Origin of the sequence: Pantoea sp. MBLJ3 (assembly GCF_000816655.1) — a bacterium.
Taxonomy (GTDB): Bacteria; Pseudomonadota; Gammaproteobacteria; order Enterobacterales; family Enterobacteriaceae; genus Pantoea; species Pantoea eucalypti.
This window is the reverse complement of sequence record NZ_JSUT01000005.1, coordinates 568,916-589,461: the sequence shown is the minus strand read 5'-3', so window position 1 is coordinate 589,461 and position 20,546 is coordinate 568,916. Positions and strand designations below refer to the sequence as shown.

At 56.5% G+C, this 20,546-nt stretch carries 18 protein-coding genes; 8 read left to right on the top strand and 10 right to left on the bottom strand.

Annotated features, from left to right (window positions below):
- The first annotated feature begins 184 nt into the window (after positions 1 to 184).
- The 3 genes from NP77_RS09115 to NP77_RS09105 all read left to right on the top strand — a co-directional run bounded on the left by NP77_RS09115 (position 185) and on the right by NP77_RS09105 (position 3,243).
- Positions 185 to 958: a phosphate/phosphite/phosphonate ABC transporter substrate-binding protein gene (locus NP77_RS09115; protein WP_039659859.1), complete on the top strand. Its 774-nt coding sequence runs from the start codon at positions 185 to 187 to the stop codon at positions 956 to 958.
- A gap of 182 nt (positions 959 to 1,140) precedes the next feature.
- Positions 1,141 to 2,055 (top strand): ketopantoate reductase family protein, encoded by a 915-nt coding sequence (locus NP77_RS09110; protein ID WP_039659857.1) that lies wholly within the window; start codon positions 1,141 to 1,143, stop codon positions 2,053 to 2,055.
- Between the two features lie 126 nt (positions 2,056 to 2,181).
- Entirely contained in the window at positions 2,182 to 3,243 is a 1,062-nt protein-coding gene (locus NP77_RS09105; protein ID WP_039659856.1) for a LacI family DNA-binding transcriptional regulator, read from the top strand.
- A 95-nt stretch (positions 3,244 to 3,338) separates the two neighbouring features.
- Here NP77_RS09105 and tmaR read toward each other — a convergent pair whose 3' ends face one another.
- From tmaR to dacD, 3 genes are all read right to left on the bottom strand, one after another.
- A complete protein-coding gene (gene tmaR, locus NP77_RS09100) occupies positions 3,339 to 3,665 on the bottom strand; it encodes a PTS system regulator TmaR (RefSeq protein WP_004571340.1) in 327 nt (108 codons plus the stop codon).
- A gap of 160 nt (positions 3,666 to 3,825) precedes the next feature.
- Positions 3,826 to 4,884: an FUSC family protein gene (locus NP77_RS09095; protein ID WP_004571339.1), complete on the bottom strand. Its 1,059-nt coding sequence runs from the start codon at positions 4,882 to 4,884 to the stop codon at positions 3,826 to 3,828.
- A gap of 252 nt (positions 4,885 to 5,136) precedes the next feature.
- Entirely contained in the window at positions 5,137 to 6,300 is a 1,164-nt protein-coding gene (dacD, locus tag NP77_RS09090; protein WP_197066363.1) for a serine-type D-Ala-D-Ala carboxypeptidase DacD, read from the bottom strand.
- A gap of 577 nt (positions 6,301 to 6,877) precedes the next feature.
- On the opposite strand from dacD, the gene sbcB reads away from it, so the two are divergent.
- The gene (gene sbcB / locus NP77_RS09085; RefSeq protein WP_004571337.1) at positions 6,878 to 8,305 is read left to right on the top strand and encodes an exodeoxyribonuclease I; all 1,428 of its coding nucleotides are present in this window, start codon (positions 6,878 to 6,880) and stop codon (positions 8,303 to 8,305) included.
- A gap of 60 nt (positions 8,306 to 8,365) precedes the next feature.
- Here the strand turns inward: sbcB and NP77_RS09080 are convergent, their stop codons facing one another.
- The 5 genes from NP77_RS09080 to ltnD form a co-directional block, all read right to left on the bottom strand.
- A complete protein-coding gene (locus NP77_RS09080; protein WP_004571336.1) occupies positions 8,366 to 9,721 on the bottom strand; it encodes a GntP family transporter in 1,356 nt (451 codons plus the stop codon).
- A gap of 124 nt (positions 9,722 to 9,845) precedes the next feature.
- A complete protein-coding gene (locus NP77_RS09075; RefSeq protein ID WP_039659852.1) occupies positions 9,846 to 10,631 on the bottom strand; it encodes an HPr family phosphocarrier protein in 786 nt (261 codons plus the stop codon).
- Entirely contained in the window at positions 10,631 to 11,275 is a 645-nt protein-coding gene (locus NP77_RS09070; RefSeq protein ID WP_008926047.1) for an aldolase, read from the bottom strand. The genes NP77_RS09075 and NP77_RS09070 overlap by 1 nt, the downstream gene beginning before the upstream one ends.
- Positions 11,268 to 12,530 (bottom strand): 3-oxo-tetronate kinase, encoded by a 1,263-nt coding sequence (otnK, locus tag NP77_RS09065; protein ID WP_039659851.1) that lies wholly within the window; start codon positions 12,528 to 12,530, stop codon positions 11,268 to 11,270. Before otnK ends, NP77_RS09070 begins: the two co-directional genes overlap by 8 nt.
- Entirely contained in the window at positions 12,530 to 13,435 is a 906-nt protein-coding gene (gene ltnD / locus NP77_RS09060; protein ID WP_039659849.1) for an L-threonate dehydrogenase, read from the bottom strand. The genes otnK and ltnD overlap by 1 nt, the downstream gene beginning before the upstream one ends.
- Before the next feature lie 266 nt (positions 13,436 to 13,701).
- On the opposite strand from ltnD, the gene ygbI reads away from it, so the two are divergent.
- The gene (gene ygbI / locus NP77_RS09055) at positions 13,702 to 14,463 is read left to right on the top strand and encodes a DNA-binding transcriptional repressor YgbI (protein WP_033762050.1); all 762 of its coding nucleotides are present in this window, start codon (positions 13,702 to 13,704) and stop codon (positions 14,461 to 14,463) included.
- Positions 14,464 to 14,518: 55 nt separating this feature from the next.
- On the opposite strand, the gene NP77_RS09050 is transcribed toward ygbI, so the two are convergent.
- Together NP77_RS09050 and NP77_RS09045 are read right to left on the bottom strand one after the other, a co-directional pair.
- On the bottom strand, positions 14,519 to 15,877 hold the full coding sequence (locus NP77_RS09050) for an APC family permease (protein ID WP_004571330.1): 1,359 nt from the start codon (positions 15,875 to 15,877) through the stop codon (positions 14,519 to 14,521).
- A 404-nt stretch (positions 15,878 to 16,281) separates the two neighbouring features.
- Positions 16,282 to 17,697 (bottom strand): glutamine synthetase family protein, encoded by a 1,416-nt coding sequence (locus NP77_RS09045; RefSeq protein WP_004571329.1) that lies wholly within the window; start codon positions 17,695 to 17,697, stop codon positions 16,282 to 16,284.
- 204 nt (positions 17,698 to 17,901) lie between these two features.
- On the opposite strand from NP77_RS09045, the gene puuD reads away from it, so the two are divergent.
- Genes puuD through NP77_RS09030 form a run of 3 tightly spaced genes read left to right on the top strand, consistent with a single transcriptional unit; the run spans position 17,902 to position 20,516 of the window.
- Entirely contained in the window at positions 17,902 to 18,669 is a 768-nt protein-coding gene (puuD, locus tag NP77_RS09040; RefSeq protein ID WP_039659846.1) for a gamma-glutamyl-gamma-aminobutyrate hydrolase, read from the top strand.
- Entirely contained in the window at positions 18,662 to 19,219 is a 558-nt protein-coding gene (gene puuR, locus NP77_RS09035) for an HTH-type transcriptional regulator PuuR (RefSeq protein WP_008926054.1), read from the top strand. The genes puuD and puuR overlap by 8 nt, the downstream gene beginning before the upstream one ends.
- A 19-nt stretch (positions 19,220 to 19,238) precedes the next feature.
- Entirely contained in the window at positions 19,239 to 20,516 is a 1,278-nt protein-coding gene (locus tag NP77_RS09030) for an FAD-binding oxidoreductase (RefSeq protein WP_039659844.1), read from the top strand.
- Positions 20,517 to 20,546 lie beyond the last annotated feature (30 nt).

Genomic DNA, 20,546 nt, shown 5'->3' with positions numbered 1-20,546 from the left:
ATTCAGGATTTTCGACATAGCCTGCAGCGTATCCACGTTACTTTTGACCAACCTGGCTTTCACTCTTCGGGTTTCTGCGGGTTTCAGCTGTCAGACACGGGTACGCCCAATAGATTGCCGGGGCGCAGGTTGCTGCTGAATCTGAACTACCCTTGAGAGCATTACGCGCCACCGGAAAACACACATGAATACCCTGCTCGCTTTGCCGATGTATGCGATTCATCCACCCGCTACGCAGGCGCTGATGCAGGCGATGGTTACCCTGCTGGCACAGCAGGGTATGGCCGCGCAACCGGTCTGGCCTGAGGATTTGCTGACACACTGGCAGAATGATCGGTTGCTGCTGAGCCAGACCTGCGGCTATCCGCTGGTCAGTCAATTGCCTGCAGTGCAACTGGTCGGTGCATTTCACTATCGGGCACCGGGCTGCAACGGTTACGCATATCGCAGCTGGCTGGTGGCGCGGGATAAAAAGGCAACGCTCGCCGATTTTAATGGTCAGCGGGCCGTGGCAAACAGCCTGGACTCGCACTCTGGCTATAACACGCTGCGGTTTGTCGCTGCGCTTCAGGGCATAACGTTTTCGCAGCTGTTGCTGAGCGGCGGGCACCGTCAGTCGCTGGCGGCACTGCGGGATTCACAGGCGGATATCACGGCGATCGACTGCGTCAGCTGGGCGCTGCTGGCGCGCCATGCACCTGAGGAACTGCGCGGCCTGCATATCATCGGAGAGTCACCAGCCGCACCCGGATTACCGCTGATCACGGCAGCCTCAACGTCAGCGGCCCTGCTGGAGACTTTACGCACAATACTGCTTCAGCTGGTGAGCGACCCTGCGTTTCGCGCCATCTGCGACGATAATCTGATCGGCGGATTCAGCCCGGTGCATCGGGACAATTATCAGGTCGTGCTGGCATGGGAGCAGCAGGCCGCCGCGCTGGGCGTCACCCGGCTGTAACGCACCATGCTGGCTTAATCGTTTAACCGGACCGGAATAGAGGGAGACTCTGCGTTGCCGCCTCCCTGCCGACGCTTTCCCGACCTGGCATTTTATGCTCCTCAATGCGCTCTGACCTTGCTAAGACTGGTAAGCCCGGCTGCGGCGTTCTAAGGTAGAGGTTTTCAGAAAGGGAGAGTGGGATGCGTATTCTGATGGCAGGTGCCGGGGCGACCGGCGGGTATTTTGGGGCACGACTGATTCAGGCAGGTCAGGATGTCACGTTTCTGGTACGTGAACGGCGTTATCAGCAGCTTCAGACCCACGGTCTGGTATTACAGACGCTGCAGGGCACTGAAAAGTTTCAGCCGCAGCTAATCCAGGCCAGCACGCTGAAAAGCCACTATGACCTGATTATCGTGACGGTGAAGAGCTTTGCCCTTGATCAGGTCATGGATGACATTGCGCCTGCGGTCGGCCCGGAAACCCTGATCATGCCGATTCTCAACGGAATGCGGCACATCGCAACACTACAACAGCGTTTCGGCGAAGATAAGGTGATTGGCGGCCTGTGTAAAATCAATGCCACGCTGGGTGACCAGGGTGAAGTGATCCAGATGACGCCGCTGCATCAGCTCTTATACGGTGCGCTGGACGGTAACAACGACGCGCGGCTGCAGCGGGTTGATGCCGCACTGCGCGACTGTCGGGTTGATACCCTGTTCAGTGACAACATCATGGATGAACTGTGGGAAAAGTGGCTGCTGCTGAGCACGCTGGGCGCGGTCTGCTGCCTGGCACGCGGCAATACTCAGCAAATTCTCACCTCGCGCGGCGGTGAAGCGCTGTTACAGGGGGTTTTCACTGAGATTCTGTACGTCATCACTGCCGAAGGCTATCAGCCGCGCCCGGCGGTCACCGCCCGCATTTTTGAGCTGCTGAACAATCCGGCGACGCCCATGACCTCCTCTATGTATCGCGATCTCACCCAGGGCTCTGATATCGAAGCGGATCAGGTGATAGGCGATCTGCTGCTGCGGGCGAAACGAAATGGCCTCGCGACGCCGCTGTTGAACGCAGTGGATGTGAATCTGCAGGTCTATCTGCAACAGCGTTAACCAGGGCCGACTGCGCTGACCGGGTGCGGGAATGGCCCCGGCAGTGTGGCGGTGAAAGTGTGGTCAGCAGCAGCAGCGCAGCAGGAAAATTTGCTACACTCATCGCTTCATATTTTGGAGAGTTCAATGACTTCCCGCTCCGTGACCCTCGATGATGTCGCTCAACTGGCTGGCGTCTCATATCAAACCGTTTCACGTGTTTTAAATCGTTCTGAACAGGTGTCAGCCCGCACGCGGCAAAGGGTTGAGGCGGCAATGCAGCAGCTCAATTATGTGCCTAATCGCGTGGCGCAGCAGCTGGCGGGCAAAGCGACGCGCACGCTCGGTCTGGCTACCAGCGATCTGGCGCTGATGGCACCGGCGCAGATCGCCTCGGCGATTCAGCAGCGTGCTGCGAGGGCGGGATATCATCTGGTGATCGCGATGGACAGCGGTAACGATGCGGCAGCCACCGTGAATGAACTGCTGGCACAGCGGGTCGATGGGCTGCTGATCAATCTGCCGCTGGAGGCGGACGAGGCGCAGCAGATCCAGTTGCTGTGTGGCAGTAAACCGGTAATCTTTCTGGATGTTGAACCCAGGGCCGCGGTGGCGCAGTGTCAGTACCCGAATGAGTCTGGCGCGCGCGCTGCCGTTGAACATCTCGTGGCGCTGGGTCACCGTCAGATTGGCCTGCTAAATGGACCGCTGCGCTCGGTGTCCGCCCGTCAGCGTGAAAACGCATGGCGTCAGGCGCTGGCCGATCATCAGTTAACGCCGCACTGTTCCCTGCGGGGCGACTGGAGCGCACAGTCCGGCTACCAGGCGCTGCTGGCGCAGTTGCCCGACGATCTGCCACAGGCGCTGCTGGTCGCAAACGATCAGATGGCGCTGGGTGCGATGCGGGCGCTGCATCAGTATGGCGTGGCGATTCCCGGTGAGATATCGGTGATTGGTTATGATGATACCGCAGAGAGCGCGTGGTATCAGCCGCCGCTGACCACGGTGCGGCAGGATTTACACTTTCTTGGCGCACAGAGCGTCGAGCGGATGCTGGCGCGGCTTCAGGGTGAAGAAGCTTCACACATCGCGCTGGAAACTACGCTGGTGATCCGCGAGACCACCGCCCCGCCCGCAGATAAGCAGGTCGATTTAGTGGCGCTGTCACAGCAGCTACAGGGGATTGCGCGAAGGCTGGCGGGTAAATAAATCTGCGGTTATGCGGGCAATAAAAAACCCGCTCCACCAGAGTGGAAGCGGGTTCGCATGGGAGCTCAGTCGCATTAGCGCTCAGCTATAGGCCCTTACGCTTTTGGGTGTTCGCCCACGCCCATCGCTTTGATCTTTTTAGACAGCTCGCGACGCTCTTTCGACAGGTCGGCGTTTTTGATGATGTACTCATCGACGCGATCTTCATAATCCACACGCATGCTGGCGATGATTTCCTGAATAGCCTCAACGCTCATGCCCGGTTTGATATATTCGCTCAGGTTGTCGAGCAGCAGAACGCGCTTCTGGTTGTCGCGAATTTTCTTCTCGTTGTCGACGATTTCACGCTGCAGTTTGTTTTTGCGGCGGAACATACGCACGAACTCCAGTACGTCCTGAAATGACTGCTTGGCATTTTCCATGATGGCACCTTTCTTTGAGCCTGCTGACGCAGGGAGAGAGTCAAAACGATCAGCTTAGCGGCTAGCCCGCCAGGTAAGCAATTTTCACAGCTAAATTCAGACTGGCTCTTATCTTAGCGCAAAGAAACCCGGTTTCACATTAAGTCATTGTCTGAGGTGATTATTTGCGCAGCGCCATTCGCATCAGATCGGTCATCCGCTCCAGCTGTTTCGCCAGTTCCAGCGTCAGCCAGACGTAGCCGTAGATGGGCGTCTCTTCCAGACCATCGCTGCCCGCGTCGGCGATCAGCCGTCGCAGTTCGCCGCTGATTTCAGTCAGCTCATGGCTGTTGGCAATCACCTCTTCCGTTTCCCCCTCAATCGCCATCACCGACAGCGCCCGCAGCGTGTTCTCGGTCATCTGCTGGGTGCGGCGAAGTGCGGGTGCGTTAAGCATAATCAGATGGCTTTCACGCGATGCCCACCAGGCATTAATCTGCATCTCAATGGTGTTAACCATATTACGGTTAATGGTCTGAATGGCTTCAAGCACCGACTTCGGGATGCGCGTCTCTTTGCTCGACGGCTCCAGCAGCGCTCGCATCTTAATGACGCTGCTCAGCAATTTGCTCAGCGGCTTGTTGAGACGCGGCTTTTCAACCAGGTTGGGCGAAAAACCGGCGTGATAGATCTTCGCCATTTCCGCCAGCGCGTCAGAGAGCTGAATACGCCAGTGGATGTAGGCCCGCTGCGCCCAGATCGCGGTAAACAGCAGCGCCATCAGCGATCCCAGAATCACATCACCGCCCCGCCACAATGCCATGGTGAAATCGCCGGTTGGCGCACCCACCACCACACTCAGCGTAATTCCGATCAACAGCGCCATGTAGGGATGTTTGCCCAGCGTCAGATAGCCGCTGATCACCATGATGACACCGCACCAGGCCAGCATCACCGGCATCGAGATCAGTTCCAGCTTCAGAGCAATCAGACCGGAGATGGAGCCCGCCACCGTGCCGCTGATACGCTGCAGCGCGCGCGGAAAGACATTTCCCCAGGTGGAGATCGGTCCCATCACCACCACCAGCGTAATCAGCGGCCAGGTGCCTTCAGGTATCCCGGTTGCCCGGACAAAGATGAAGCAGAGCAAAAAGGCGATGGCAATGCGCACGCCGTGAACGGAGCGGTAATGGCGATAAAACCAGAACTCCAGTTTTGATATGGGCTTATCAGGACGCAAGGTGGCTTTCCGGTTGCGGGAACATAATGTGGCTATCTTAACCCTGAACGCGGCTCAGGCTTAGCGCAGGCGGGATATTTCAAACAGTTTTGACGTTCGCTTACAATTATCAACATCCGTCTCACATACCTGCCCGGAAGTTAAAAACAACTGGCTACGGCTCTGTAACTTTTATCGACACGCAGTCACAGGGCATCAATGTGAAAACGGGCAGCCCGCAGGCTACCCGTTTTAGTGCTGACAATCGGCTAATCAGAACTTCTGCTTCAGATAATCCGTCACGCGGGTAATGACACCGGCCGGTTCAACCGCACTGAGCACCACCAGCGGATAGTGAGCAATCTGCTGATCTTTATCGATCACCTGAATTTCACCCACCACTTCATTGGCTTTCAGCGGGGCTTCCAGATCTTTGCGATTAATGACGTACTTCGCCTTCACGTTCTGCACTTCACTGCGCGGCAGCGACAGATACACATCATCTGCGGTTCCGACATCGACCTGATGAGGATTACCGTACCAGACATTTTCAGTGCCAATCTTCTTACCGGCGTGGAACAGCTGAACAGTATCAAAGGTGTTCTGGCCCCAGACCAGCAATTTACGCGCCTGCTCTTCACGGCCTTTTGAACTTTTACCCCCCATCACAACGGCGATGAGGCGATGCTTGCCCACCACATTCGAGGCAATAATGTTAAAGCCTGCCGTCTCAGTGTGACCCGTTTTCAGTCCATCAACGTGAAGATTATTGTCCCACAGCAGGCCATTACGGTTGTTCTGAGTGATGCCGTTCCAGGTCAGGGTTTTCTCACTGTACATGGCATAAAAGTCCGGCTCACCATCAATAATGGCGCGTGACAGTTTTGCCATATCAAGCGCACTGGAGAACTGACCGGGTGCATCCAGTCCATGCACTGTTTCAAAATGGGTATTCTGCAGACCCAGTTTTTCGACATAGTGGTTCATCATGCCGACAAAGTTTGCTTCGCTGCCCGCCACGTAATCCGCCAGCGCAACGCAGGCGTCGTTACCGGAATCGATGATGACGCCACGGCTTAAGTCCCGGACGCTCAGTTTATCGCCTGGCTTCAGGAACATCAGCGATGAGCCTTTAAACACCGGATTACCCGCTCCCCAGGCATCTTTACCCACCGTGACCATATCGTCGCGGCTGATTTTTTTCTGGTCGATGGCGCGATCCACCACGTAACCGGTCATCAGCTTGGTCAGGCTGGCGGGATTGCGGCGTTCATCGGGATTACCCGCCGTCAGGACCTGCCCGGTGGTGGCATCCATCAGCACCCAGGAAGCGGCATCAATCGCCGGAGGCGTCACAGGAAAGGGGATCGCATCAGCCTGTGCCAGCGAGGCCCAAAATAGAGTAGCGGTAACGGTGAACAGCAGACGCCTTTTCAACACTTCATCCTTAATTACACGGGAGAGAAAATTTCTAAAACGAAACGGAAACAGCCGCACGTTTTACGTTAAAAGCGTTGTGAAGGTTTGAATAAATTGAAAAAAAGTATGAACTGATGACGGGGTTTGACCTGCCAGGTGCCGGGTTAACGCCAGTGATCCGCGTCATCCCACAGGTAAAGAGCAGATTTCATAGGGCGACCTGCACCGCGAGCGCCAGGCATGACGCAGTAAGAACAGGCGAAACAGCGTCCGGTCTGGGAGCGTGACAAACGACACCAACAGGGTCTTATTCGTCTGACGCTGCGGTTCTTGCTGCGATGCCGCTAAAAATCAATGTAGCGGGTTAAACCCTTAACTTCTGGCGTGCCGGATTATGGTTTACCATACAGGTAAAGCCCCATCGGCTGTATTGGGCCACTATAATGGCACGACACGGCTGAACCACAATCAGCGCACATCAGACACAACGAACATCATTCAGCCTGCTGTGCGCAGACAAATTCAGAGCGAACAGAGAGCCGTTTTCTCGCTTTCTGTTTATAAAGTCAGTGAACGCAATGAACGGATATGAAATTTGAATAACGACCGCGTACAGCCTACTTTCCTCTTCCACGATTATGAAACCTTCGGCACCAGCCCCTCTCGCGACCGGCCCGCCCAGTTTGCCGGCCTGCGCACCGACAGCGAGTTTAATCCGGTTGGCGAGCCCGACGTGTTCTACTGCCGTCCGCCTGATGACTATCTGCCACAGCCCGAAGCCGTGATGATTACCGGCATTACCCCGCAGATAGCGATGAGTCGCGGCATGATCGAAGCAGAGTTTGCCGAGCGTATTCATACGCTGTTCACCACCGAACAAACCTGTGTGGTGGGCTACAACAACGTGCGTTTCGATGATGAAGTGACACGCAATATCTTCTATCGCAACTTCTATGACCCTTATGGCTGGGCCTGGCAAAATGGCAACTCACGGTGGGACCTCCTGGACGTGATGCGTGCCTGTTACGCATTGCGCCCTGACGGGATCATCTGGCCGGAGAATGAAGAAGGCTTCCCCAGCTTCCGGCTGGAGCATCTGACCAAAGCCAATGGCGTAGCCCATGAAAATGCCCATGATGCGATGTCTGATGTGTACGCCACGCTGGCGATGGCGAAGCTGGTAAAAGAGAAGCAGCCAAAACTGTTTGAGTTTTTGTTTACTCATCGAAACAAAAACAAGCTGATGAACCTGATCGACATCCCGCAGATGAAGCCGCTGGTCCATGTCTCCGGTATGTTCGGTGCCGCGCGCGGCAACACCAGCTGGATCGTGCCGCTGGCCTGGCATCCCGATAACCGCAATGCGCTGATCGTCGTGGATCTGGCGGGTGACATGTCGCCGTTGTTGCAACTGGATGTTGACACGCTTCGTGAGCGTCTTTTTACGCCGAAAAACGACCTTGGCGATCTGCCGCCGGTGCCGGTAAAACTGGTGCATATTAACAAATGTCCGGTGCTGGCCCCTGCCAGTACGCTGCGTCCGGAAGATGCGGCCCGTCTGGGCATTGACCGTCAGCACTGTCTGGCGAATCTGGCACTGCTGCGTCAGCAGCCCGACGTGCGGGAAAAGCTGGTCACGCTGTTTGCGGAAGCGGAGCCGTTTACGCCGTCAGACGATGTAGACACGCAACTTTATGATGGCTTCTTCAGTGATGCCGACCGCGCCGGGATGAATATCATTCGTCAGACCGCGCCCGCGAATCTGCCCGCGCTCGACCTGAGCTTTGAAAGTGCACGGGTGGCAAAACTGCTGTTCCGCTACCGGGCGCGTAACTTCCCCGGCACGCTGGATGATGCCGAGCAGCAACGCTGGTTGCAGCATCGCCGTGAAGTGCTGAATGCTGAGCGCGTGTCGGCGTTTATGCAGGAGCTGGAGGGACTGGCCAATCTGCATGAAGCGGATGCAGAAAAGGTTGGGCAGCTGAAAGCGCTCTATCTCTATGCGCAGGAGCTGGTTTCCTGACGTACTGAGACACTCAGACCCGGCATCACCTGCCGGGTCTGAGTGTCTGATATTGCTGAATCAGAGTACGGTCCACGCCAGCCAGGTCAGTGCAAAACCGCTTAATCCCATTATTGTCGTCAGCACGGTCCAGGTGCGTAAACCATCGGCGACGGATAATCCAAGATAACGTGTCACCACCCAGAATCCCGCATCGTTGACATGCGACAGTCCCAGGCCGCCAAAACAGGCTGCGAGGGTGACCAGTACCCGCTGCATATCCGTCACGCCAGTTACCGCCTGCGTCAGCAAACCGCTGGTGGTCAGGATGGCCACCGTGGCTGAACCCTGTGATGCACGCAGTGCCAGCGACAGGATAAACGCAGCCGGGACCAGCGGCAGATGCAGCGTTTCAAGCGTGACCGCAAGCGCTTTACCCACGCCCGACTCCACCAGCACTTTACCGAATGCCCCACCCGCACCGGCCACCAGAATCACGCTGGCTGAGGTGGGAATGGCCCGACCGGTCAGATCTTCCAGCTTGTCTTTGCTCCAGCCCCGTCGCACGCCCAGCAGCCACGCCGCCAGACCTAAAGCAATCAGCAGGGCAATCGGCGGCGTGCCAATCACGGTCATCACATTTCGCAGCAGGCTCCCTTCTGTCAGGAGTGTGTGGGACAGCGTTCCCAGCACAATTAACACAATCGGAACCACAATCAGACCGCTGATGGTCAGCGCGCCGGGTGGAGCTGGCTCATTTTTCTTTTCCTGTCCCTCCGGCTTCGCCATCTGCAACTGTTCCAGCACCTCCACCGACAGATGGTAATGGCGACGGTTCATGACCTTCGCCACGTAGTAGCCGATGATGCCGACCGGCACTGAAATCGCAATACCCAGCATCATCAGCCAACCCATATCGGTGTGCAGGATGCCCGCCGCAGCGGCTGCTCCCGGATGGGTCGGCAGCGCCACGTGCACTGTCAGCATCACACCCGCCATCGGCAGACCAAATTTCAAAGGTGAGACGCGTGCCACCTTAGTGAAGCCATAAATCAGCGGGATGACGATAATAAAGCCCACTTCGAAAAACACCGGAATGCCCAGGATAAAGGCCGCCATGGTCAGGGCCGCGACGGTTCGCTTTAGCCCCAGCGTTTTACTGAAGCGTTGCGCCAGCGATTCAGCACCGCCCGAGGCTTCAATAATCGCCCCAAGCATGGCACCCAAAACGATAATGATGGTGATATGACCGAGCAGTCCACCCATCCCGGTGATAATCGTCTCCATGATTTTTTCAGCCGGAATGCCGGTCGCGATAGCCACCAGCAGACTGACAATTAACAGGGCGACAAACGGATGAACTTTGGCTTTGATGACCAGCAGCAGCAGGATCACGATGCTGGCGGTCGCTATGGCTAACAGCAGTGCGGTGGACATAGTAAACCTCAGAAATTGTTATATTTTTTGGGTTATCGGCGTACAGAAATAGCAGGTGCAGGGCCAGAAAAAAGGCAAGCCTCTCCCTACCGGTGCCGAAACACCGGTTTTAAAGCACGTTAAATCAGGTTCTTATCTTCCAGGTTTTAAACCAGCCAAGCCCCTCAGTAGTTTTTCCGCGCGGGATATACTCGCAGCCGATCCAGCCGGTATAGCCAACCTCATCCAGCAGCGCGAAGAGGTACGGATAATTAATTTCACCCTCATCCGGCTCATGGCGATCCGGTGCCGACGCAATCTGTACGTGACGATAGCGTCCGGCATAGTGGCGAATCAGATGGCTGAGGTTGCCGTCAACGCGCTGCGCATGGAACAGGTCGAGCTGAGTAAACACATTCGGCCGGTCGATCTGTTCAGCCATCTCCAGCGTCTGATACTGGCTGGCGTAGAGATAGTTGGGTTTGGTTGTCGGGTTGAGTGCTTCTATCAGCAGGGTGATTCCGTGCGGCGCAAAGCACTCAGCCGCATAACGCATGTTACTGATAAAGGTCTCGACGTAGCGCTGGCGGTCGGCACCAGGCGGCACCGTCGCGGCCATGATATGAACCTGCGGGCAGTTCAGCGCAATCGCATAACTCAGGGCGCGATCGATATCCGCCTTAGCTTCCGCTTCCCGTCCGGGAATGGCAGAGACGCCCCACTCACCCGCCGCAATGTTGCCGGGAGCTGTATTGAACAGCACCAGCTCCAGATGATTATCATCAAGCCACTGTTTTATCTGCGTGGCGGGATAGTCATAAGGAAACAGAAATTCCACCGCAGTAAAACCGGCTTCAGCTGCTGCCGCAAAGCGTTCAGCAAAGGGGTATTCTGTAAACTGCGTCGAGAGGTTAGCAGCAAACTTCGGCATTATCGGCTCCTTAATTCCGCCACTTCGGCATCATTGAGATAACGAATCGGGCGGTCGCCCAGGGTAAAGATCAGCCGGGCAGTCTCTTCCAGCTCTTCGGTGTTGTCTGCCGCTTCCTGTAGTGACTTGCCCACCACCACCGGACCGTGATTCGCCAGCAGAAAGGCACGGTAGCGCGGAGCCAGCGTTGCCAGATCCTCGGCCAGTCGTTCATCGCCCGGCTTGTAGTAGGGCACGACCGGCACATCACCCACGCGCATCACGACATAAGGCGTAAACGGGCGAATGCAGTTTTTCTTGTCCAGACCCTGTAAACACGACAGCGCTGTGAGGTAGTGGCTATGCAGATGCACCACTGCCCTGCAGTCGGGATTATTCAGGTAGAGCGCGCGATGAAACGCGATTTCCTTGGAGGGTTTATCACCGGAGAGCCATTCCCCCTCAGGCGTGACTTTTGACAGCCGATCGCCCTGTAATTCCCCGAGGCAGGAACCGGTGGGTGTCGCCAGCAGATTGCCATCGGCCAGCAACATAGAGAGGTTACCCGCCGAGCCGGTGGCATAGCCACGCTGAAAGAACGACGCGCCAAGACGCACCATTTCGTCACGCGCCTGCTGCTCCGCGAAAGAGAAAGATTCAGACATAAGTAAACTCCGTTTGCGCGCGGCGGAAAAAGTCTTCATCGCCAAAATTGCCTGATTTCAGGGCCAGTGAGAGCGGCTGATGGATATCGCGAACCCAGGGTACGCCAGGTGAAATGGTCGGGCCGATGTGAAAGGCCGTTACGCCCAGGCTCTGCGCAACCACACCGGAGGTTTCACCGCCCGCCACGATAAAGCGCTGCCAGCCGCGCTGTTTCAGCTCACGGGTGACGGCGGCGAACAGCTGCTCAACGGCTTCACTGCTGCGCTGCGCACCATAGCGCTGCTGAATGACCTGCAACTGTTGCGCGTCCGCAGTGGCAAACAGCAGCGGTGCCAGCGCCTGATGGCGATGTGCTTCTACCCAGTCGCACAGCTGTCGGGCATACCCTTCGGCATCCTCCAGGCAGTGTTCAATCTCAACTTCGCAGGCCGGTGCCAGCTGGCGATACGCGGCAACCTGCCGGTTGGTCATCTGCGAGCAGGAGCCGGAAAGCACCACGGCGCGATCGCCCTGCGGACGTCCTGCCTGCTCCGCCTCAGAGTCGGTCCCAGCCGTCGCCCACTGCCGTGCCAGACCGATAGCCAGACCCGAACCGCCGGTGACCAGCCGCATATCGCTTAGCGCTGCGCCCAGCGTCACCAGATGATCCTGATGCAGAGCATCGGTCACGACGTAGTTGATCCCCTGCGCCGCCAGCTGGCCCAGCGCCTGACGCACTGACTCTGCGCCCTGCCCGACCTGCGCCGCTGCGATCAGCCCGGCTTTTCCCGACGCCTGCGACGTCATCAGACGCAGCAGGTTGCTGTCGTACATCGGTGTGACCGGATGATGACGCATCCCGGAATCTGACAGCAGCTGATCACCGACAAACAGATAGCCCTGGTAGACAGTGCGGCCATTTACCGGCAGCGCCGGACAGATGACCGTCTGCGTTTCACCCAGTGCGTTCAGCAGCGCATCGGTCACCGGACCGATATTGCCCTGCGCTGTGCTGTCGAAAGTAGAGCAATATTTGAAGTAGAAGCGCTCGCAGCCCTGTTGCTGCAGCCAGGCCAGCGCCCCCAGCGACTGGGCAACCGCCTGCTCTGCCGGACAAGAGCGGCTTTTCAGGCTGACCACTATCGCCTGCGCCCCAGTGATTTCTTCGCTGGCGGGAATGCCGTTGAACTGAATAGTGCTCAGGCCGTTCTGCACCAGAAAACTGGCGATGTCCGTTGCACCGGTGAAATCGTCCGCTATGACCCCAAGACGCATCAGTTTTTCTCCCCGGCCTGTGGCAGCGTGATGCCGCTGAAGATTTTAATTACCGCGCTGTCATCTTCGCGGCCATATCCCGCGTTGCTGGCTTCGGTGAACATGTTGAGGGCGGTTGAGGCCAGCGGCAGCGGGAAGTGCAGCGATTTGGCAGTATCGGCGACCAGGTTAAGATCTTTCACAAAGATATCGACGGCTGATTTCGGGCTGTAATCCCCGTCTACTACATGCTTCATACGGTTCTCGAACATCCACGAATTGCCCGCCGCATTGGTGACGACTTCATACATGGTGTCCAGCGGGATACCGGCCCGCGCCGCCAGCGCCATCGCTTCTGCACCCACTGCGATATGAACACCCGCCAGCAGCTGATGGATAATTTTGACGGTAGACCCAAGGCCGATTTCACTGCCCACGCGGTACACTTTGGCCGCGACAGCATCCAGCACCGGCTGCAGGTACGCAAAGGCTGCGTCGCTGCCTGAGGCCATTACGGTCATTTCACCGCTGGCCGCTTTGGCGGCACCGCCGGAAACCGGGGCATCCAGCATCAGCAACTGGTGTTCGGCCAGCCGCTGTTCAATCTGCTGCGCATCGTGCGCGGAGAGCGTGGATGAAACCATGACTGCGGTGCCGGGACGCAGTTTTGCAGCCAGGCCCGCTTCACCGAACAGAATGGCGTTTACCTGCTGCGCGTTGACCACCAGCAGCAATACGGCATCAAGTTGGTCTGCAAAGGCAGAGGCGGATGGCTGCGCATCACGTGCGCCGGCCTGACGTAAACTCTCCAGCGCAGCGGGGTTTAAATCGACACCCCAGGTGTTTAAACCGGCACGCAGACAGGATTTCGCGGCACCCATGCCCATAGAACCCAACCCGATAACACAGATATTTTCAGCTGGCACGTTACGCCTCCACTGTTAAATTAAGTGATTATTTGTTTGTTACTGTTAATCCTGCCAGCTTACTCCCGGTAAAAATGTGTCGCCCCTCACAAAAAAACATCACACTTGTGAACAGGAACAATTTTTAACATGGCATACTTGTCCGCAATCAGGCCATTAAACGGCGTTTAAGCACGGTATCATGGGGTGCATGCTGTTATTTTTTGTTCTGGATAAGCGGCAGATACTTTATAGTGTGAAAAAATGATAATTATCAGGGAGCAGATATGATTCCGGTTGAACGTCATCAACAGATTCTGGCGCTGGTCGCCGATCGTGGCGTGGTCAGTATTGCAGAACTCACTGAGCGGCTGGGTGTGTCACACATGACCATACGTCGTGATGTGCAGAAACTGGAGGAACAAGGTGCGGTGCTGTCCGTTTCTGGCGGCGTGCGATCGGCCGATCGGCTGGCGGCTGAACCCTCACATCTGACGAAAAGCGCCCTCTACAACGATGAAAAGTGCGCTATCGGCCGCACCGCAGCCCGGCACATTCCGCGTAACAGCTGCATCTATCTGGATGCCGGCACCACGACACTAGCGCTGGCACGAGAGCTGGTGGATCGGGATGATGTGCTGGTGGTGACCAATGATTTTATGGTGGCGAATCTGCTGATGGAAGCGAGTCAGTGCCGGGTTATTCATACCGGCGGCACCGTATGCCGGGAGAACCGCTCCTGTGTCGGCGAGTCGGCGGCACGAAGCCTGCGTCATCTGGCTATCGATATTGCCTTTATTTCCGCCTCCTGCTGGGGGCCGCGCGGCTTGTTTACGCCGGATGAAGATAAAGTGATGGTGAAACAGGCGGTCAGTGATGTGAGCAGTAAGCGGGTGCTGCTGAGTGACAGTTCGAAGTACAACAGGATTGCGACGTTTCTGGCGTTACCGCTGGAGAAGTTTGATGTCGTTATAACCGATAAAAAACTGAGCGATGCAGGGCGGGAGTTGTTAAATACGGGTAACTGGGAGCTGGTGCTGGCCAGTTAAACCGTTGCCGCCTTCCCGCAAGACCAGAAAGGCGGCAACGTTAGCGTTAGCGCGATTAAACTTCTTCGCTGAACTGCGGCACCGGATTACGGAAGCTGCGGGTCACAAAGGCCAGGTAGATAATCCCGATGGCGGCCCAGATCAGGCCCAGCTCCATAGAACTCTCTTCCAGGTTTACCCACAGCGCACCCACCGTCAGTGCACCCAGCAGCGGCAGCAGCAGATACTGAACGTGATCTTTCAGCGTGCGGTTACGCTTCTCACGGATCCAGAACTGCGCGATCACCGACAGGTTAACGAAGGTAAACGCCACCAGCGCACCAAAGTTAATCAGCGCGGTAGCCGTAACCAGATCAAAGTTAATCGCCATCAGCGCAATCGCACCGACCAGCAGCACGTTGAGCGATGGGGTACGCCATTTTGGATGGATGTAACCGAAGAAACGCTCCGGGAACACGCCATCGCGGCCCATTACATACATCAGACGCGACACGCCTGCGTGCGCTGCCATACCGGATGCCAGCACCGTGACCACCGAGAAGATCAGGATGCCAACCTGCAACGCTTTACCGGCGACAAACAGCATGATTTCAGGCTGTGAGGAGTCCGGGTGCTGGAAGCGGGTGATGTCCGGGAAATAAAGCTGCAGGAAGTAAGACGCAGCGATAAAGATCACACCACCAATCAGCGCAGTCAGGAAAATGGCGCGAGGAATCGTGCGTTCAGCATCTTTGGTCTCTTCCGACAGCGAACTGATGCCATCAAAGCCGAGGAACGAGAAGCAGAGTATGGTCGCACCGGTAATCATCGGCACCACATGGGCATTCTCAGACCAGAACGGACGGCTGCTTACCAGCGTACCGGAACCGACGCCGCTGGCCACACCGTAGATCACCATCGCAGTGATCCCGACCATGACAACCACCTGCAGCACCACAATCACGCTGTTGAAGTTCGCAACAGTTTTGATGCCCTTGAGGTTAGAGAGCGTCATAAACCCAACCAGCAGCACAACAAAAATCCACGACGGAATGCCCGGCACCAGCGATTCGAAATAGTTTTTAGCCAGCAGGATGTTGATCATCGGCATGAACAGGTAGTCCAGCAGAGATGACCAGCCGACCATAAAGCCGACGTGCGGACTGATTGCCTTCTGAGCATAGGTATAAGCGGAGCCCGCAGAGGGGAAGCGGCGTACCAGCTTACCGTAACTCACAGCAGTAAACAGAATCGCAACCAGCGCGAAAGCATAAGCGGTGGCGACGTGACCGTCGGTCAGCCCGGAAACGATGCCAAAGGTATCGAACAGGGTCATAGGCTGCATGTAGGCTAAGCCCATCATGACGACCGGAAGTAACGTGAGTGTTTTTTTGAGTTGCGCACGCTGCGGTGCGGCGGAGGTATTAAGCGACATGCTTCAGTCCCCCATGTGCAACAACCTGGCTGGGCTGGGTCACAGGGCAACTGCGCATTAAGCGACAGGGAGAAAGGTTAGCGGTTGACGCGGCGCCGTAGTCATCACGAAAACGCGTACCAGCGTTAGCTGGCAGAGTGTAAAACATCCCCATCTTTGTAATCCTCAATCTCACGCTTACGCGTGTTTTCAGTGTTTATCTATCCGGGTGCGTGCCCGGCCTCGGTTAAGTCAGCAAAAACGCTCTATTAAAACCTGATGCAAAAAAAATAACCGGCGCGGGAAGCGTCGGTTATCATCTGATTTTGCAGGCCGCGTATTCTGCCCCAACCCGTGGCAGAAATACAAGCCATCGGGGCATCATATGCAAAAATAACGCACGGAATTGCTGGTAAACCGGCGTTTCAGGCGTTTTTCAGCATCCAGTCAATTTCCGTAGAGGTAATCAGCCGTTCAAACTGCATCAGTTCATAATTTTTGCAGCTGTGCCAGACACTGGCAAAACGTTCGCCCAGTAACTTCTGCAACGGATAACTGTTGTCAAATTCATACAGTGCATCGCTCTGACGAATCGGCAGTGCCAGCCCCTCGGCATGATGACCGTTGCCAGTGACCGGATGCGGCAACGGCAACTGAGTATCGAGTCCATGGAGCATCCCGGCCAGGATAGCCGACACCACCAGATAAGGGTTAGCATCGGCACCGGCCACGCGATACTCGATACGATGGTTATCAATATCGCCACAGGGAACGCGCAGCGCAACCGTCCGGTTGTTATGGCCCCATGAGGCCTGTAACGGCACATAGGCATCCGGAACAAAGCGGCGATAGGCATTCACGTTAGGTGCCAGCAGCGCCATTGACGCGGGCATCAGGTCGATCATGCCGGCCAGCGCGCGTTTCATCAATGGCGAATCACTGCCGTCATCGCAGGCGAAAGCATTGTGATCGGCCGCATCCAGCATGCTGATATGCACATGCATGCCGCTGCCCGCATATTCCTCATACGGCTTGGCCATAAATGTTGCGGTCATACCGTGATTTTCCGCCACCTGACGAATCAGACGCTTGAGCTGCACCGCATGGTCGCAGGCGCGCAGCACGTCGCGCGTGTGGTGAAGGTTAATTTCAAACTGTCCGGGCGAGGCCTCCGCCAGTGCGCCGTCGGCCGGTATACCCTGCTGACGCGCCAGATCGTCAATGTCTCGAAGCACATCGGCGAAGTGATCGAGGTTATCTACCGAGTAGACCTGGCTCTGCATATTGCGTTCATCACTACCAGGCGAACACGGCGGCTGGATAAAGCCTTCTGCATCACGCTTTTTGTCCACCAGATAGAACTCCAGCTCTACCGCTACCACCGGAAACAGCCCTCGGTTACGCAGCTGTTGCCACAGCCGGTTAAGGACATTTCGGGGTTCAACGTCAAAGGGAGTGCCATCTTGGTTGCACATGGTTAACAACAGCTGCGCAATGTGTTGAGGGTCAGACGCGGAGGGAACTAACGTACCGGTGACGGGCAGACAGAGGTTATCAGGTTCGCCCAGTGACTGGCCGAGTCCCGCTTCTTCCACCGTGTTGCCGAGGATATCCATGGCAAACACCGAGGCGGGGAAATAACACCCTTTTTCCAGTTTAGACAGCGCAGAGACCGGAATGCGCTTGCCGCGGAACACACCATTTAGATCATTTAACAGGATGTCGACATACTGCGTTTCAGGATGGCGCTCCAGCCAGGTTTTCACCTCAAGCTGGAACGCGCTGGTTCGTTTCTCTTCACTGTGAAGCATGAAGTCTTCCACTTCTACCAGGTTAGTCATGATCTCACCCGCCCCTATTAGGTTTGCGTAATGCTCAAAATAACAGCCACACCACTAACATAGCGCCAACATAAAAAGTGTGCAAATGTAACAATTCTGTTTGAAGAACAAACAGCAGGTTGTTAGATTGAAAAAATATTGCACACTTAGTCACCAGACGTGCCTTTTCGGTAGATATTTCGAACAGCGATGCGAGGACGGGAGATGGGCATTATTTTTGACAAGCCGTTGATTGGCGTAGTGATGTGTCAGAAAGATTTGGGCGGCCATCTGACCCAGACGGTTCAAAACAAATATATCGACGCGATTGTTCTTGCAGGCGGTGTGCCGCTGGCACTTCCCCACAGTCTGATGAATGCCCCTCATCTATTAGAAAACGCTATGGCTGTTCTGGATGGCCTGCTGCTAACCGGCAGCCCAAGTAATATCGAACCCTGGCATTATGGCGAGCCGGGCGAAGAGCCCCATGCCGATCCGGGTAGGGACCATCTTGCCTTTCAGCTGATTACCTGGGCCACCAGCCATAAAATGCCGATATTCGGCATCTGCCGTGGCATGCAGGAGCTGGTGGTGGCGAATGGCGGCGCGCTGTGGAGAGAAGTGAGCGGGCAGCCGCCGTTTCAGCGTCATCATGAAGATGAGACGCTGCCACTGGATCAACAGTATGCACCGGCGCATCAGGTCACTATCGAACCGGATGGCGTGCTGGCAACATTACTCGACAGTGATAGATCACTGAGGGTCAATTCACTGCATCATCAGGGCGTACGCGAACCGGGCCCGCAACTGCGCGTTGAAGCGCGCGCGCCGGATGGCCTGATTGAGGCCGTCAGTCTGCGTCATCATCCCTTCGCCCTGGCGGTACAGTGGCATCCCGAGTGGCAGCCAGAAAGCACGGCGGGATCGCAGGCGCTGTTCAGCGGCTTTATTCAGGCCGCCATTCGCTATCACAGGGGAAAAGCAGATGAGTGATGCCACGCTGGCACCGGGACGACGGCTGGCGCAGATTCGCCAGACGCTGGGGCTGTCGCAACGTCGGGTTGCCGAACAGGCCGGACTGACTCACAGCGCCATCAGTACCATTGAGCAGGATAAAGTCAGCCCGGCAGTCAGCACGCTGCAGAAGCTGCTGAAGGTTTATGGGCTATCGCTGTCAGAATTCTTTTCGGAACCCAAACCGGACGCAGAACCCAAAGTGATTGTCCGTCCCGGCGACCTGGTGGAGATTGGCAGCCAGGGTGTTTCGCTGAAGCTCATCGACAACGGTGGTGCGCAGCGCTCGCTGGGCATGCTGCTGGAAACGTATCAACCCGGCGCCAGTACCGGCGAGAAACTGCGTCATCCGGGCGAGGAAACCGGTACGCTGCTGGAAGGCGAAATTACGCTGGTGATTAACGGACAAGCGTTTCATCTCTCCGCCGGAGAGAGCTACGTGATTGATACCGGCTTACCGCACAGCTTTACCAACAGTGCAGACTTCCCGTGCCGCATTGTCAGTGCCCACACACCAGCAAATTTCTAGGCGCATTCCGGAGGTTGTTATGAATTATGTGGAGAGTTATTACGCTGCGACCGCCAATACGCATGCGCCCTGGCCGACGCTGCAGGAGAGTATTCAGTGTGACGTCTGCATTATTGGCGGTGGTTTCACCGGTCTTTCGGCGGCACTGCATCTGACCGAGGTGGGTTACGACGTGGTCGTGCTGGAAGCAGCACGCGTCGGCTTTGGTGCCAGCGGCCGTAACGGCGGTCAGGTGGTGAACTCCTACAGCCGCGACGTGGATGTGATTGAACAGCGCTACGGCAAAGAGAGCGCCTGCATGCTGGGCGGCATGATGTTTGAAGGCGCTGAGATTATCCGCGACCGCATTAAGCGGTATGCAATTGAGTGTGACTACCGTCCTGGCGGCATCTTTGCGGCCCTGAATGCGCGCCAGATGGCGCATCTGCAGAAACAGAAAGCGTTATGGCAGCAGTATGGCAATTACGATCTGGAGCTGCTGGACGAACGCGCCATTCGCCGCGAAGTCGCCACCGAACGCTACGTCGGTGGACTGCTGGATCGGCGTGGCGGTCATCTGCATCCGCTGAACCTGGCACTGGGTGAAGCAGAAGCCATCCGGCGACATGGCGGGCGCATCTATGAACAGTCCGCGGCAACCAATGTGGTTTATGGCACACCTAATCGGGTGAAAACGGCTCAGGGCGAGGTGAGCGCAACGTTTGTGATCTTCGCCGGTAACGCCTATCTGTCACCGCAACTGGAGCCGCGCCTGAGTAGGAAAAGCATGCCGTGTGGATCGCAGATTGTCGCGACCGAGCCGCTGACACCCGACCAGGCGTTATCGCTGATGCCGAACAACTACTGTGTGGAAGATTGTAACTATCTGCTGGATTACTTCCGACTGACCGCAGATAACCGGCTACTTTATGGCGGCGGTGTGGTCTATGGCGCACGTGAACCGGCGGATATCGAAGCGTTAATACGACCCAAACTGGCGCGCACGTTCCCGCAGTTGCAGAATGTGAAGCTGGACTTCAGCTGGAGCGGCAATTTCCTGCTGACGCTGTCGCGCATGCCGCAGTTTGGCCGGCTGGAGAACAATGTCTATTTCATGCAGGGCGACAGCGGCCATGGTGTGACCAGCACGCATCTCTCCGGCAAGCTAATCAGCGAAGTGTTACGCGGCGACGCCGAACGGTTCGATGCTTTTGCCCGCCTGCCTCACCTGCCCTTTCCCGGCGGACGGCGGTTTAAAGTGCCGCTGACGGCGATGGGCGCGGTGTGGTACGCGCTGAGGGACCGATTGGGAGTATAAAAAAAGGGAGCAAAGCTCCCTTGTTAGTTA

Coding starts and splice junctions, on each gene's coding strand:
- NP77_RS09115 (WP_039659859.1), top strand. CDS start 185: ATGAATACCCTGCTCGCTTTGCCGATGTATGCGATTCATCCACCCGCT.
- NP77_RS09110 (WP_039659857.1), top strand. CDS start 1,141: ATGCGTATTCTGATGGCAGGTGCCGGGGCGACCGGCGGGTATTTTGGG.
- NP77_RS09105 (WP_039659856.1), top strand. CDS start 2,182: ATGACTTCCCGCTCCGTGACCCTCGATGATGTCGCTCAACTGGCTGGC.
- tmaR (WP_004571340.1), bottom strand. CDS start 3,665: ATGGAAAATGCCAAGCAGTCATTTCAGGACGTACTGGAGTTCGTGCGT.
- NP77_RS09080 (WP_004571336.1), bottom strand. CDS start 9,721: ATGTCCACCGCACTGCTGTTAGCCATAGCGACCGCCAGCATCGTGATC.
- NP77_RS09075 (WP_039659852.1), bottom strand. CDS start 10,631: ATGCCGAAGTTTGCTGCTAACCTCTCGACGCAGTTTACAGAATACCCC.
- NP77_RS09070 (WP_008926047.1), bottom strand. CDS start 11,275: ATGTCTGAATCTTTCTCTTTCGCGGAGCAGCAGGCGCGTGACGAAATG.
- otnK (WP_039659851.1), bottom strand. CDS start 12,530: ATGCGTCTTGGGGTCATAGCGGACGATTTCACCGGTGCAACGGACATC.
- ygbI (WP_033762050.1), top strand. CDS start 13,702: ATGATTCCGGTTGAACGTCATCAACAGATTCTGGCGCTGGTCGCCGAT.
- NP77_RS09050 (WP_004571330.1), bottom strand. CDS start 15,877: ATGTCGCTTAATACCTCCGCCGCACCGCAGCGTGCGCAACTCAAAAAA.
- NP77_RS09045 (WP_004571329.1), bottom strand. CDS start 17,697: ATGACTAACCTGGTAGAAGTGGAAGACTTCATGCTTCACAGTGAAGAG.
- puuD (WP_039659846.1), top strand. CDS start 17,902: ATGGGCATTATTTTTGACAAGCCGTTGATTGGCGTAGTGATGTGTCAG.
- puuR (WP_008926054.1), top strand. CDS start 18,662: ATGAGTGATGCCACGCTGGCACCGGGACGACGGCTGGCGCAGATTCGC.
- NP77_RS09030 (WP_039659844.1), top strand. CDS start 19,239: ATGAATTATGTGGAGAGTTATTACGCTGCGACCGCCAATACGCATGCG.